The following is a 13,571-nucleotide window of genomic DNA, read 5'->3' as shown; positions in this document are numbered from 1 at the left end:
AATACCGAAAAAACAATACAGCGTATGTCAACGATTATTGGAAAAGAATCATTCAAACATGTGAGTTATTTGTGGGATCATGAAAAAGCCGCCCAGTTGGAAGGGGATGAAGTGGCACTGCTGCTTTATCGATCCAATCTGTTGGGGGCCGATTTGAGGCTGACCAATTACGGTGGGGGCAACACGTCGTGCAAAGCCATCGCAAAAGATCCATTGACCGGACTTGATACGGAAGTGATGTGGATCAAGGGCTCGGGCGGAGATATCGGTACACTCACCCGCAGTGGGCTCGCTGCGTTATATGTCGATCGGCTGAGAAGCTTGGAACAGGTGTATAAGGGGATCGAACAGGAAGACGAGATGGTCGAATTGTTCAACCACTGCATTTTTGACCTGGCATCCAAGGCGCCGTCCATCGATACGCCATTGCATGGTTTCTTGCCTTTTAAACACATCGATCACCTGCACCCCGATGCCGCGATCGCCATCGCAGCGGCCAAGGATGGCAAACAGATCACCCAAGAGTTGTTCAACGGCGAGGTGGGCTGGGTAGAATGGCAGCGGCCCGGCTTTGATCTGGGATTGAAACTCAGGCAGTGCTTGGCAGATAATCCCGGTATCCGGGGCATCATGCTCGGCTCGCACGGATTATTTACGTGGGGCGATACCGCTTATGAAAGCTATGTGAATACGCTGACGGTCATTGAGCGTTGTGCGGAATATCTTGAAGCTAATTACGGCAAGAAACGTCCGGTATTCGGCGGACCCAAAATCGCGAGTGTATCGGCAACGGAGCGCCGGAAACAGGCTGCTGCATTGGCACCGATACTCCGCGGGTTCTGTTCTTCCGAGCGCCACATGGTGGGGCATTTTACAGATGACGAGCGGGTATTGGAATTTATCAATTCCAATGATCTTGATCGCTTGGCACCATTGGGCACCAGTTGCCCCGACCATTTCCTGCGGACCAAAATCAGTCCGCTGGTGCTGGACTTGGCGCCCGAAGCGGATCTGTCCGATGTCGAGGGACTGAAAAATAAGTTGACCCCGGCCTTTGAGGCGTACCGGGAGATGTATAAGGAATATTACAACAGCTGCAAACACCCCGATAGTCCGGCGATGCGCGACCCCAATCCGGTGATTATCCTGTATCCGGGCGTTGGCCTGTTTTCGTTTTCCAAGGATAAGCAGACGGCACGCGTGGCGGCTGAGTTTTACACCAACGCCATCAATGTGATGAAAGGGGCGGAGGCCGTATCCGAATATACGTCATTGCCACGGCAGGAAGCGTTTAACATTGAGTATTGGCTGTTAGAAGAAGCCAAGCTGCAGCGTATGCCTAAGCCCAAGCCGCTATCGGGCAAGATTGCACTCATCACGGGTAGTGCGGGCGGTATCGGAAAGGCCATTGCCAAGAAATTCGTGCAGGAGGGGGCAGTGGTGGTCCTCAACGACCTGAATGCAGAACGATTGCAGAGCGCTGGCGACGAATTCAAAGCGGCGTTCGGTAAGGATGCCTACACCACGGCCTTGTTGGATGTAACCGATGCAGGCCAAATCCAGCAGGCGTTTGATACGGCGGCACTGGCTTTTGGCGGCGTGGATATTATTGTCAACAATGCTGGGCTATCCATATCCAAATCCATCGCGGACCATACCGAGAAAGATTGGGATTTGCTGTATGACGTATTGGTCAAAGGCCAGTTTTTCGTGACCCAAGCAGCAGTGAATGTGATGAAGAAACAGGCTATCGGTGGCGATGTCATCAACATCGTGAGCAAGAACGCCCTGGTGAGCGGACCCAACAATGGGGGCTATGGCTCAGCAAAAGCAGCACAATTGCACCTCAGCCGCTTAAATGCAGCAGAGCTGGGTGCCGATAAAATCCGGGTAAATGTGGTCAATCCCGATGCGGTCATCAGCGACAGCAACATCTGGGCCGGCGGATGGGCCGAAGGACGGGCCAAGGCTTACGGCATCACCGTAGCAGAATTGCCTGCCTATTATGCCAAGCGTACCTTGCTCAATGAGGTCATTTTGCCCGATGACATTGCTAATGCCTGCTTTGTGCTCGTCGGCGGACTGCTGCACAAGTCGACCGGCAATGTGCTCAACGTGGATGGTGGGGTAGCCATGGCATTTGTACGTTAAAATGGAGCGGTGATGAATATCGATAAAAATCAAATTGCTGAACATAATCAGCGGGCGGAAGCGACACACCAACACAAATTTGCATCGTTGGCCGACCAGCTGCCTAATGCCGAGAAGGTGGTACAGAAATTAGTTGATTTTCAGGTGGCGATTCCCAGCTGGGCGTTGGGCACGGGCGGTACCCGCTTCGGCCGTTTCTCCGGTGGGGGTGAGCCCCGCAACCTGGAAGAGAAGATTGCAGACATCGGTATCCTGCATGCACTCAACCGCTCCAGCGGCGCCATATCCCTGCATATTCCATGGGATATTCCCGAAGATTACGCAGCTATCCGCGCATTAGCTGATCAACATGGCCTGGCATTCGATGCGATGAATTCCAATACCTTCCAAGACCAGCCGGGGCAGGCGCTCAGCTATAAGTTCGGGTCCATGCAACATGTAGACAAAGCGGTACGCCAGCAAGCGGTCGACCATAATATTGAGGTGATCAAACACGGAGTCGAATTGGGGTCGAAGTCGCTGACCGTCTGGCTGGCCGATGGTTCCAGCTTCCCGGGGCAACTGAATTTCCGTCAAGCATTCCAGAACACCCTCGAAAGCTTGCAGGAGGTGTACGCTGCCCTGCCGGATGATTGGAAAATGTTTGTGGAATACAAGGCATTCGAGCCCAATTTTTACTCCACTACCGTAGGCGACTGGGGGCAATCGCTGCTGTATGCCAGTAAGCTGGGGGAGCAAGCCTATACGCTGGTCGACCTGGGACACCATTTGCCCAATGCCAATATCGAGCAGATCGTGGCGCTGTTGCTGATGGAAGGCAAGCTCGGGGGCTTTCATTTCAACGATTCGAAATACGGGGATGACGACCTGACCACCGGAAGCATCAAGCCTTACCAGCTGTTCCTGATATTTAACGAACTGGTAGACGGCATGGACGTCCGAGGCATGGATCATACGAAAGATCTGGGCTGGATGATCGATGCCTCGCACAACCTGAAGGATCCGCTTGAAGATCTATTGCAATCGGTAGAGGCCATCCTGATCGCTTATGCACAGGCGCTGTTGGTCGATCGTGCAGCGCTTGCCGAAGCACGGGCAACGAACGATGTAGTGCGTGCACAGGAAGTGTTGCAGGAAGTATTCCGTACCGATGTCCGTCCGTTAGTGGCCGAAGCCAGGCTGCGTGCCGGGGCCGCATTGAATCCCATACAGCTATTCAGGGAACTGGGCACGCGCGGGCAATTGGTCAAGGAACGTGGAATGAAAACGGTAGCTACCGGATTATGAAGCGTATACCCGTCATAGCCGTATTTGATGTAGGAAAGACAAACAAGAAACTGTTCCTGTTCAACGAACAGTATAAAATTGTCTTTGAGCGGTCGGCACGATTTACCGAGACCTTAGATGAAGACGGCGACCCTTGCGAGAACCTGGAAAGCCTCCGCCTTTCGGTATTCGATTCCCTGCATGAAGTATTCCGGAAACCCGAGTTTGAGGTGCGGGCCATTAACTTTGCCGGTTACGGAGCCAGTTTGGTGCATGTAGATGAAGACGGCAAGCCGCTCACCCCACTATATAACTATTTGAAACCCTATCCCGACGAGTTGCAGCGCCAGTTTTATGAAACCTACGGCGGCGAAGAGACCGTAGCCTACACGACGGCATCGCCGATACTGGGCAGTCTCAATTCGGGTATGCAGATCTACCGGATTAAGTATGAAAGGCCAGCACTCTTCGAACGCATCCATTATGCCCTGCATCTGCCACAATACCTGAGTTTCCTGGTGTCCGGCCGCATGTATTCCGACATGACCAGTATCGGGTGCCATACCCATTTGTGGGACTTCACCAAGCAGGATTACCACGAATGGGTGTACCGTGAAGGCATCATCGATAAGCTGGCGCCATTGGCACCGGCCGATGAGGTGCTTCCGGCATCTTTCCCCGGCAATGGGTATGGCGTGGGCGTGGGATTGCATGACAGTTCAGCGGCGCTGATCCCTTACCTCGTCAGTTTCCATGAGCCGTTCGTCTTGATTTCAACGGGCACCTGGTGCATCACCCTCAACCCCTTCAATCATACCCCGCTTACCAAAGCAGAGCTGGAGGCCGACTGCCTCTGCTATATGCATTACAAAGGTACGCCCGTGAAGGCTTCCCGGCTTTTTGCCGGTTATGAACATGAGCAGCAGCTGAAACGCCTCGCCGAGCACTTCGGGCAGCCCTCCAGCCGATACCGCAACATGGCCTTTAACCCGGCCTTTATTGCCAAATTGCGACAGGAAACAGGAGGGCCAAAACCCATCGGGGGCAAGGTATCCGCCTTTGCCCAGCGCGACCTTTCAGACTATGCAACCTATGAAGAGGCGTACCATCGGCTGATGATGGACTTGGTTGATTTGCAGCGGATATCCACCCAGCTGGTCATCACTGGCTCGCAGGTAAAACGTATATTTGTCGATGGCGGTTTCAGCAAGAACGCCATTTACATGAACCTCTTAGCGGAGGCCTTCCCCGAAATGGAAGTGTTTGCCGCTTCGATGGCACAAGCCACCGCCATCGGCGCGGCCTTGGCCATCCACCAGGCTTGGAACAATCAGCCGGTGCCGAACGACTTGATCGCACTGCGGTTTTATGCATATAATGAACACAAGGAGCAGCGTAAATGAACCCCGATTTACTGAAATACAACCCTCAATACCCCTCTGTACAGGATCTGAAACGGAAAGCCAAACGGCGTATTCCCAAATTTGCCTTTGACTACCTCGAAGGCGGCTGCAATGACGAAGTAAACCTGTGGCGCAATGAGGCCGACTTCCACGATGTCCAACTCATGCCACAGTACCTCAAAAAACATCATGGCGTAGACATGCGCACGGAGCTTTTCGGTCATGTGTATGACGCGCCATTCGGCATATCACCCATTGGATTGCAGGGATTGATATGGCCCAATGCACCCGAAATACTGGCCAAAGCGGCGCTCAAGCACAATGTGCCCTATACCCTAAGTACCGTATCCACTAGCAGCATCGAACGCATTGCGGAAGTGACGGAGTCGCGGTTTTGGTTTCAGTTGTACCACCCGACCGAAAACAGGCTGCGCGATGATATTTTGAATCGGCTGGAGGCCGTGCAGTGTCCTGTGCTGGTGGTGCTGGTAGACGTACCGTCCTTTGGGTTGCGGTACCGCGAGATCAAGGCGGGATTGTCCATGCCGCCTAAGATGACCGTCAATAATTTCCTTCAAGCAGCGATACGCCCCTCGTGGGCGTTCGAAACCTTGCGCATAGGCATACCCGAGTTTGCTACGCTGAAGCCCTATATGAGTAAAGGCCTCAACATGAGCCAGCTCGGTAAATTCATGAACGCAACGTTTACCGGCAGGGTAGACTCGGAGAAGGTGAAGGCCATTCGCGACCGTTGGAAAGGGAAGCTGGTCATCAAAGGCGTCGTATGCGAAGAAGACATGGAAGAAAGCATCCGCTTGGGTGCAGATGGCATTATCGTATCCAACCACGGCGGCAGGCAGATCGATGCGGGCGAGTCGACTATCAAACCATTGAAAGGACTGGCTGACAAGTATGGCGACCAGCTGAAGGTGATGATCGATAGCGGCCTGCGTTCCGGTCCGGACATCGGCCGAGCCCTGGCCTGCGGCGCCGATTTTACCTTCATGGGCCGCCCGTTCATGTACGGCGTGGCGGCATTGGGGCAGCAGGGCGGCGACCATACCATTGCCATGCTCAAAGCACAATTAAAACAGGTGATGGAGCAGGTGTGCTGCGAGCAGGTGGGGGATTTTCCGAATGCGCTGATCAGGCGATGATCGGGTTGTCACCGAGTGACATTACAGTAATACTAACCAAGGATATGAGACGCATTCTAAAACGTCTAACGTGCATGCTTACGCTGGTGGCGTTGTTCAATGCCTGCAAAACCCCCTCGCTCATGCCATCAAAAGGAGGTATGGCATTGGGGTACTCACCTGACTCCATCTATCGGGTGATGAAGAAGGTGGCCGATTGGCAGATCGACAGTATCCAAGAAAACGGCTGGCGGCACCCAGAGCGTGACTGGACGAATGGTGCGCTCTATGCCGGCATGCTCGCGATGGGAACAATCGCCAATGATGATCGCTATTATGCCTTTATGAAGAAAAGCGTCGGGGATAAATTCGATTGGCAGTTGGAGCAGGGAGAACGGCGTTTCCATGCGGATTATTACTGTGTGGGCCAACTATATTGCCGGATGTACGAGCTGTACCGGGATCCCAAGATGATCGCAGATCTGCAAATATTGGCGGACACCCTGCTTGCCAGACCCCATACCGAATCCCTGGAGTGGAAGAACAATATAGGCCTTCGGGAATGGGCTTGGTGCGATGCCTTGTTTATGGGACCGCCCCCATTGGCCATGCTGGCACGGCTAACCGGGAAAAAGGAATACCTTGATCTGGTAAACAAACTCTGGTGGAAAACCACGGATTACCTCTACGATCCGGATGAGAAGCTGTATTTCAGGGACGGGTCGTACCTGAATAAACAGGAGAAAAACGGAGAGAACGTCTTTTGGTCTCGGGGAAATGGATGGGTTATGGGTGGTTTGGTGCGTGTGCTGGAAAATATGCCGGACGACTATCCGGAGCGCGGGCGGTGGATAACACTTTTCAAGGATATGTCATCTCGCATCGCATCGCTCCAACAACCCGACGGAAGCTGGCACGCCAGCTTGCTGGATCCGGCGAGCTATCCGGTCAAGGAAACCAGTGGAACGGGTTTCTATACCTACGCACTGGCTTGGGGGATCAATCATGGCATACTGGACGCAGCGGTATATGCCCCAGTGGTGTGGAAAGGATGGCATGCGCTGGTAGGGAGCGTACATTCCGACGGTAAGCTGGGGTATGTGCAACCCATCGGCGCTGCTCCCAATTCGGTGACAGCAGACCACACACAGGTGTATGGCGTGGGGGCTTTTCTACTGAGCGGGAAGGAAATGATTGATCTCCTATTGGCACACCCGGCTCACGAGCCTGACACCATCCTTGAAAATGAAGGAGGGGTGCCGAAACGGGTGGGCGGCAGTGAGCGATACCGCAATATGCTGACCGGTGAAGGGGTGATGCCGGAGGACGATATACAGGGAGGCACTCTTCTGTACCTGAAGAAATTAACCGAATAATATCATGAGCCGGCGCTATTGGCTGATCAGTTTAATCACGATTGCGGCATTACCTGTTTTCGCCCAATCGGACCAAGCCATATACGGCAAGGCCCGGCTTATCAACCAGCAAGACATCGGTTACCGGGGGATTTGGTATAACATCGGGGGTGCTGGACAGCGCGGACCGGTAACCAACGAATACAAATACAAGTACAGTGGTGGACTCGGCACGTATCCCTCAAATCACTATCCGTTTTCAGTTTACGTAGAAAAAGTAGACAAGACCTTCTTTTGCTATGGGGGCACCGATGAAGCGGGAGAAACGCTCTATCACATGGTCTCTTATTACGATCACCGTACGGGGGAAGTACCCAAGCCTTTTATCGTGTTGGATAAAGCAACTGATGACGCCCACGACAACCCCGTGATTCAAGTGGATAAGAACGGCTATATCTGGATTTTTTCGGCTTCCCACGGTACCGGAAGGCCGTCCTTTATCCATCGCAGCAAACGGCCTTATGATATCATGGGCTTTGAGCGGGTCGATGCTACCAAGGAGGTAAATGGCCACAAGGTACCTCTTGATAATTTTTCATACCTACAGGTATACTATTCCGATAAAAGCGGTTTCACAGCGCTGTTTACGCATTATGAGCAGCAGGGTGGACGGGTCATCGCGTGGATGACCAGTGCAGATGGCGTCAATTGGTCAGCTTGGAAAGATCTTTCGCTGCTGGATGAGGGGCAATATCAAACAAGCGGCCAGCAGGGTGAACGGATCGGCACGGCGTTCAACTACCATCCCACTCGTCCGGTACGGGGCGGACTCGATTTCAGAACCAATCTGTATTATCTGCAGACCAACGATTTTGGCAAAACCTGGCAAACCGTAGACCGTCAGCACATCGACTTGCCGCTAACCGCGGTTAATAATCCTGCATTGATACACGATTATGACAACGAGCAGCGGAATGTATACATATGCGATGTTAATTTTGATGCCAAGGGGCGGCCGGTCATACTGTATTTAACCAGCAAAGGCCCCATGCCTGGACCGGAAGACGGTCCGCGGACATGGCATACGGCGTATTGGACCGGCAAGAAGTGGCAGATACGGCCATTCACAGAATCAACTAACAACTATGACATGGGCTCCATGTATGTCGAGGGGAATACTTGGACAGTCATTGCACCCACTGAATCTGGTCCTCAACCCTACAATACGGGAGGAGAAATGGTGCTTTGGCAGTCTAAAAATAAGGGGAAGTCGTGGACCAAAGTAAAGCAGCTCACGCAAAACAGTGCGTTTAATCATACCTATGCCCGCCGTCCTGTGAACGTACACCCGGATTTTTATGCCTTTTGGGCTGATGGACATGGAAGAGCACCCTCCGAGTCTCGACTTTATTTTGCCGATAAGGCGGGCAAGGTATATCAGCTCCCCGCGGTTATGGACGCACCTACGGCGAAACCGGAAGAAGTAAAGCCGATCATGGATGAAACTGCTATCGGCGTGAGCGGGCAATCGAACTGATCGGTGAGGGTTTCCGGTTTGACGATTTGAGAAGATGGAAAAAATTGGCTTATTTAGTGGGGAATAAAGGAGGCGCTAAACATCTGATCGGAGTTATGAAAGTATTTCAGTTAGTTAAACACATCACCTACATAGCGACGGTATTTTTGCCCGTCGTCTTATATGGTCAACAGCTCAACACCTCTTTGGAGCTATCCAAAATAGCAGGTGCAAAGCCACGCAATGTAGTCTTTATCCTGACGGATGATCATCGCTATGATGCCTTGGGGTTCTTGGACACGCAGCCTTTCATCGCGACGCCAAACCTGGACCGGATGGCGAAGGAAGGGGCTTACCTACCCAATGCATTTGTCACCACGGCCCTCTGCTCGCCTTCCAGGGCATCCATCCTGACGGGTTTGTATGCGCACAAGCACCGGGTAGTGGATAATAACAATCCGGTGTCAGCTGATTTGGTGTTCTTTCCACAATACCTGCAGCAAGCTGGTTACCAGACGGCTATGGTGGGCAAGTGGCACATGGGTGGGCATCACGACGATCCCCAGCGGGGTTTCGACTACTGGGTCTCCTTCAAGGGACAAGGGTCGTACCGCCCCGAGAAGAATGGATTGAATGTGAATGGCAAGCATGTGGCTCAGCAAGGCTACATCACCGATGAGCTGACAGACTATGCGCTGGCGTTTTTGAAAAATCGCGATCAGGACAAGCCCTTTATGCTCTACCTGTCGCACAAAGGCGTACATGCGGATTTCGTGCCGGCCGATCGGGATAAGGGGAGGACCGGTGACCACGCGTTCCGTCCGCCGCTCACCATGGACAAGGATGCGCATTCAGGTGCGCCGATGTGGGTACAGAACCAACGGAATTCGTGGCATGGGGTGGAGTTTCCCTATCACAGTACGCTGGATATCGGGGAGTACTATAAGCGGTATGCGGAGACGCTTTATGGCGTGGATGCCTCGGTGGGGAGGGTCATGCAGTTCCTTCGTGAGAACGGCCTTGAGGAGGAAACGCTGGTCATCTACATGGGTGACAACGGTTTTGCATTCGGCGAACATGGTCTGATCGATAAGCGTACCGCTTATGAGGAATCCATGCGCGTACCCATGCTGGCGTATTGTCCGGGTTTGATCGAACCGGGTACACGGGTCGAAGAGGTTGTCGCCAACATCGATGTGGCCGAGACGGTGCTGGAATGTGCAGGGCTGGAGGCGCCAGCGCATATGGACGGAACGAGTTTCTTTCCGATGTTGAGCGGCGGAAAGGCGCAGGGATGGCGCACAGGGTTGCTGTACGAATATTACTGGGAGCGCAACTTCCCCCAGACACCCACGATCCATGCCCTGCGGGGTGCCCGGTATAAATATATACATTATCATGGCCTTTGGGATACCGATGAATTATACGATTTGCAGGAGGATCCGTTAGAAACTAAGAACCTGATCCGGAGCGAGGCGCATCGGGAAATCGTGAAAACGATGAACAGCGAATTATTCGCACAGCTGGAGCAGACCGAGGGAATGTATATTCCATTGAATCCAGACAGTGGCGGGCAGTCAAACCTGCGCAACGGAGCGGGCTCTCCAGCAGCAGATTTTCCGGCGTATTTAAAACGAGATAAAAATGAGCAATAAGATCAGACAAGCCCTATTGCCCTTGCTGTTGATTGCATTATCGGGGTTCGCCGACCGGCATCCTGTGGACCAGCAGCCTGAACGCCCCAATGTGATCCTGATCTTCATGGATGACATGGGCTACGGTGATTTGACGAGTTATGGGGGCGGACCATGGCAAATGCCACATACCGCCCGATTAGCTGCCGAGGGCATGCGTTTCACTCATTTCTATGCCGCGCAGGCCATCTGCTCGGCTTCACGGGCAGCGTTATTAACGGGTTGCTATCCCAATCGGGTGGGCATCAGCGGGGCGCTGTTTCCCGATCGTGGCACGGGCCTGCATCCACAGGAAGAAACCATTGCCGACGTATTGAAAGGTGCAGGGTATAGCACGGCCATGGTGGGCAAATGGCACCTGGGTAGCGAGGAGGTTTTCTTGCCCCATCACCAAGGTTTCGATCGCTATTACGGCCTGCCGTATTCAAACGATATGTGGCCAGTGGATTACGCTGGAAAACCCGCGGGCAAAGACCACCGCAAGGCGCAGTTTCCCCGATTACCCCTATTGGAAAGCCGCGTCGGCGAAAACGAGGTAGACACGGTGCAGATTATCAGCACCTTGGAAGATCAAGGAATGTTGACTACCCTATATACAGAAAAAGCGGTATCCTATATCAAAAGCCAAAAAGAGGCACCTTTCTTCCTGTATCTGGCGCACAGCATGCCACATGTACCCATTGCCGTATCCGAAAAATTCCGTGGAAAGAGCGGGAACGGATTGTTTGCCGACCTGATGATGGAGATTGACTGGTCGGTGGGGGAGATCCTGCGGGCGCTGGAAGAGACCGGCCAGGCGGAAAACACCCTGGTGATCCTGACCAGCGATAACGGTCCGTGGCTGTCCTACGGTAACCATGCCGGCAGCAGCAGCGGCCTGCGTGAAGGGAAGGCTAGCTCGTGGGAGGGTGGAGTCCGTATTCCAGCATTGATGCGCTGGCCGAAGCGGATACCGGCCGGGACGGTATGTAACCAGCTGTCATCTACCATCGATGTGCTGCCCACCGTGGCAGCGCTCTGCGGGGCCGCGCTGCCGCAACGAAAGATCGATGGAGTAGATATCCGCCCATTGCTGCAAGGCGATGCCGATGCGGCGCCCCGGAAAGAGCTGGCCCTGTACTTTGGCGGAAATAACCTGGAAGGACTCGTCAGCGGCTATTGGAAGCTGGTATTGCCTCATCGGTACACCACGTATAAAAAGACCCTGCCGGGGTTTGACGGCTGGCCGGGCGAAACCCGCCAGGACAGTACCGGATTGGCACTGTATGACCTGCGACATGACCCGGGAGAAACACTGGATGTAAAAGCGCACTACCCCGAAGTGGTTCAGCAACTTGAAGCATCGATCGAAAAATATAAGGAAGACCTAGGAGATGACCTGACGGACCGAAAAGGCGCCAATAGAAGATCGGCGATGCATATACAAGCTAAAAAATGAAACTTCCCTACCTGCTACTGCTCGCGTTGCTCGCCACGATGGCCTGCACCCAGCTCTCCGGAGAAAAGAAATCCCAAGCGGAGCGGCCCAACATCATCGTTGTGTACTTGGATGATCTGGGCTACGGCGATGTCGGCGCCTACGGCGCACGGGCTATAAAAACACCCAACATAGACAAGCTGGCCCGCGAGGGCCTGCGATTCACCAATGGATACGCGTCTTCGTCTACCTGTACGCCCAGCCGGTATGCGCTGCTTACCGGAATATACCCCTGGCGCAACAAGGATGCCAAGATACTGCCCGGCACAGCTCCCCTGCTGATTGATTCCCAACAGCAGACCTTGCCCAAGATGTTGAAGTTGGCCGGTTATCATACCGGTGTAGTGGGCAAGTGGCACCTGGGATTGGGCACGGGGCAAGTGGACTGGAATGCGTCCATCGCGCCCGGACCCAATGACGTGGGTTTCGACTATTCATTCATCATGGCAGCTACGCAGGATCGCGTGCCCACGGTTTTTATTGAAAACGGTAGGGTTGCCGGTGTGGAGGCCGATGATCCCATCGAGGTCAATTACCAGCAGAATTTCGAAGGCGAACCCACGGCGCTCAGCCATCCGGAACGATTGCGTATGCGCTGGCACCATGGCCATAACAACAGCATCGTCAATGGCATACCCCGTATCGGCTTCATGAAAGGGGGCGAATCGGCTAAATGGGTAGACGAAAACATGGCCGATACCTTCCTGAACCGGGCGCAGACCTACATCAAGAAACACAGGGATGGCCCGTTTTTCCTGTATTACGCCATGCACCAGCCGCACGTGCCGCGCACGCCTCACCCGCGTTTCGCTGGTTTGTCGGGTATGGGTCCGCGTGGTGATGTCATCATGGAGGCAGACTGGTGCGTGGGCGAACTCATGAAAACCCTGGCCGATGAAGGGATACTGGAAAACACGTTGGTCATTTTCTCCAGCGATAATGGTCCGGTGGTGAATGACGGGTATTACGACGACGCAGCCGAACGGTTAGGCGATCACAAGCCTTCGGGTCCGTTAAGGGGCGGCAAATACAGCCTATATGAAGCGGGTGCACGGGTGCCATTCATCGTGCACTGGAAAAACCGGGTTGCACCCGGTGTGTCAGACGCAATCATCTGCCAAATGGACCTGCTCGCCTCATTAGCCGATTTGGTAGGCGTTGAAATAGCGGCAGGCAGCGATAGCCAACCAATGCGCGCCGCATTGCTGGGTGACAGCGACAGCGGTCGGACCGAACTGATATTGGAAGCGAGCTCCCGCACGGCGCTGCGCCATGGCGATTGGGTGATGATACCGCCGTATAAAGGTCCGCAAATGAGTGCGCAGGTCAAGATTGAATTGGGTAACTCGACCGAATATCAGCTGTACAACCTCAAAGATGATCTTGGGCAGCAGCATAACCTGGCAATCGCGCAGCCAGAAAAGCTCCAAGAATTGATCCAGATCTTTCATAAAATCAGGGGAGCGGCGGGCCGGCCGGTGGCGTTGAAACTGGAGTAAAGCGCGTCAGCACAGCACAGGTTGCGTAACTATTTCAAAGACTTACCTTTGAACGCAGTGAAGCGATTATAAAC

General features: G+C 53.6%; 9 protein-coding genes. All 9 read left to right on the top strand.

The window, feature by feature from the left end:
- Window positions 1–24 precede the first annotated feature (24 nt).
- The 9 genes from ACMGDE_RS02135 to ACMGDE_RS02095 all read left to right on the top strand — a co-directional run bounded on the left by ACMGDE_RS02135 (window position 25) and on the right by ACMGDE_RS02095 (window position 13,497).
- On the top strand, window positions 25–2,151 hold the full coding sequence (locus ACMGDE_RS02135; RefSeq protein ID WP_436831105.1) for a bifunctional aldolase/short-chain dehydrogenase: 2,127 nt from the start codon (window positions 25–27) through the stop codon (window positions 2,149–2,151).
- Between the two features lie 12 nt (window positions 2,152–2,163).
- On the top strand, window positions 2,164–3,438 hold the full coding sequence (locus ACMGDE_RS02130) for a sugar isomerase (RefSeq protein ID WP_436831104.1): 1,275 nt from the start codon (window positions 2,164–2,166) through the stop codon (window positions 3,436–3,438).
- On the top strand, window positions 3,435–4,820 hold the full coding sequence (locus ACMGDE_RS02125) for an FGGY-family carbohydrate kinase (protein ID WP_436831103.1): 1,386 nt from the start codon (window positions 3,435–3,437) through the stop codon (window positions 4,818–4,820). The genes ACMGDE_RS02130 and ACMGDE_RS02125 overlap by 4 nt, the downstream gene beginning before the upstream one ends.
- Complete coding sequence (locus tag ACMGDE_RS02120) at window positions 4,817–5,977, top strand: alpha-hydroxy acid oxidase (RefSeq protein ID WP_436831102.1); 1,161 nt, start codon at window positions 4,817–4,819, stop codon at window positions 5,975–5,977. The genes ACMGDE_RS02125 and ACMGDE_RS02120 overlap by 4 nt, the downstream gene beginning before the upstream one ends.
- A gap of 44 nt (window positions 5,978–6,021) precedes the next feature.
- Window positions 6,022–7,332: a glycoside hydrolase family 88/105 protein gene (locus ACMGDE_RS02115; protein WP_436831101.1), complete on the top strand. Its 1,311-nt coding sequence runs from the start codon at window positions 6,022–6,024 to the stop codon at window positions 7,330–7,332.
- 4 nt (window positions 7,333–7,336) lie between these two features.
- Complete coding sequence (locus tag ACMGDE_RS02110; protein WP_436831100.1) at window positions 7,337–8,848, top strand: BNR-4 repeat-containing protein; 1,512 nt, start codon at window positions 7,337–7,339, stop codon at window positions 8,846–8,848.
- Between the two features lie 95 nt (window positions 8,849–8,943).
- Window positions 8,944–10,482 carry a sulfatase family protein gene (locus tag ACMGDE_RS02105; protein WP_436831099.1) on the top strand — a complete coding sequence of 513 codons (1,539 nt, stop codon included), beginning with the start codon at window positions 8,944–8,946 and terminating at the stop codon, window positions 10,480–10,482.
- On the top strand, window positions 10,472–11,959 hold the full coding sequence (locus ACMGDE_RS02100; protein WP_436831098.1) for a sulfatase family protein: 1,488 nt from the start codon (window positions 10,472–10,474) through the stop codon (window positions 11,957–11,959). Before ACMGDE_RS02105 ends, ACMGDE_RS02100 begins: the two co-directional genes overlap by 11 nt.
- Entirely contained in the window at window positions 11,956–13,497 is a 1,542-nt protein-coding gene (locus tag ACMGDE_RS02095) for a sulfatase family protein (protein ID WP_436831097.1), read from the top strand. The genes ACMGDE_RS02100 and ACMGDE_RS02095 overlap by 4 nt, the downstream gene beginning before the upstream one ends.
- Window positions 13,498–13,571: the final 74 nt, after the last annotated feature.

Source organism: Parapedobacter brassicae, from assembly GCF_051400755.1.
In the GTDB taxonomy this organism is placed as follows: Bacteria; Bacteroidota; Bacteroidia; order Sphingobacteriales; family Sphingobacteriaceae; genus Parapedobacter.
The sequence above is the reverse complement of the archived record's forward strand: the minus strand, read 5'-3'. Positions and strand labels throughout refer to the sequence as shown.

Coding starts and splice junctions, on each gene's coding strand:
- ACMGDE_RS02120 (WP_436831102.1), top strand. CDS start 4,817: ATGAACCCCGATTTACTGAAATACAACCCTCAATACCCCTCTGTACAG.
- ACMGDE_RS02100 (WP_436831098.1), top strand. CDS start 10,472: ATGAGCAATAAGATCAGACAAGCCCTATTGCCCTTGCTGTTGATTGCA.
- ACMGDE_RS02135 (WP_436831105.1), top strand. CDS start 25: ATGTCAACGATTATTGGAAAAGAATCATTCAAACATGTGAGTTATTTG.
- ACMGDE_RS02105 (WP_436831099.1), top strand. CDS start 8,944: ATGAAAGTATTTCAGTTAGTTAAACACATCACCTACATAGCGACGGTA.
- ACMGDE_RS02125 (WP_436831103.1), top strand. CDS start 3,435: ATGAAGCGTATACCCGTCATAGCCGTATTTGATGTAGGAAAGACAAAC.
- ACMGDE_RS02110 (WP_436831100.1), top strand. CDS start 7,337: ATGAGCCGGCGCTATTGGCTGATCAGTTTAATCACGATTGCGGCATTA.
- ACMGDE_RS02115 (WP_436831101.1), top strand. CDS start 6,022: ATGAGACGCATTCTAAAACGTCTAACGTGCATGCTTACGCTGGTGGCG.
- ACMGDE_RS02095 (WP_436831097.1), top strand. CDS start 11,956: ATGAAACTTCCCTACCTGCTACTGCTCGCGTTGCTCGCCACGATGGCC.
- ACMGDE_RS02130 (WP_436831104.1), top strand. CDS start 2,164: ATGAATATCGATAAAAATCAAATTGCTGAACATAATCAGCGGGCGGAA.